Below are 274 nucleotides of genomic sequence, written 5' to 3'. Positions count from 1 at the left end.
TATCTTGATCTTTAAGCCTGCTCTTAAGCTCATGACTAATATAGCCGCGATCAGCATACAATTTTGCAGTCATTCCTTTGACTAGTTGCTCCACCATTTTGATATCTGCTGTATGTCCATTGGATAAAACCGTATTTACTATTCCACCTGATTGATTCATCAGCAAATGCAGCTTACAGCCAAAGAACCAACCCATTGAACTTTTTCCACGTGTTGCAATAGCCGATAAAGACTTATGACGTTGTATTCGCTGATTTTTACAGACAGGTAATAC

General features: G+C 38.7%; 1 protein-coding gene. It reads right to left on the bottom strand.

Going from position 1 to position 274, the window contains the following annotated elements; all coding sequences use genetic code 11:
- The coding region (locus F4W09_RS17030) for a transposase (protein ID WP_151505450.1) at positions 1-274 on the bottom strand (274 nt) is incomplete at both ends.

The organism is Acinetobacter tandoii (genome assembly GCF_008867985.1).
GTDB classification, from domain to species: Bacteria; Pseudomonadota; Gammaproteobacteria; order Pseudomonadales; family Moraxellaceae; genus Acinetobacter; species Acinetobacter tandoii.
This window is presented reverse-complemented; position numbering and strand designations above follow the sequence as displayed.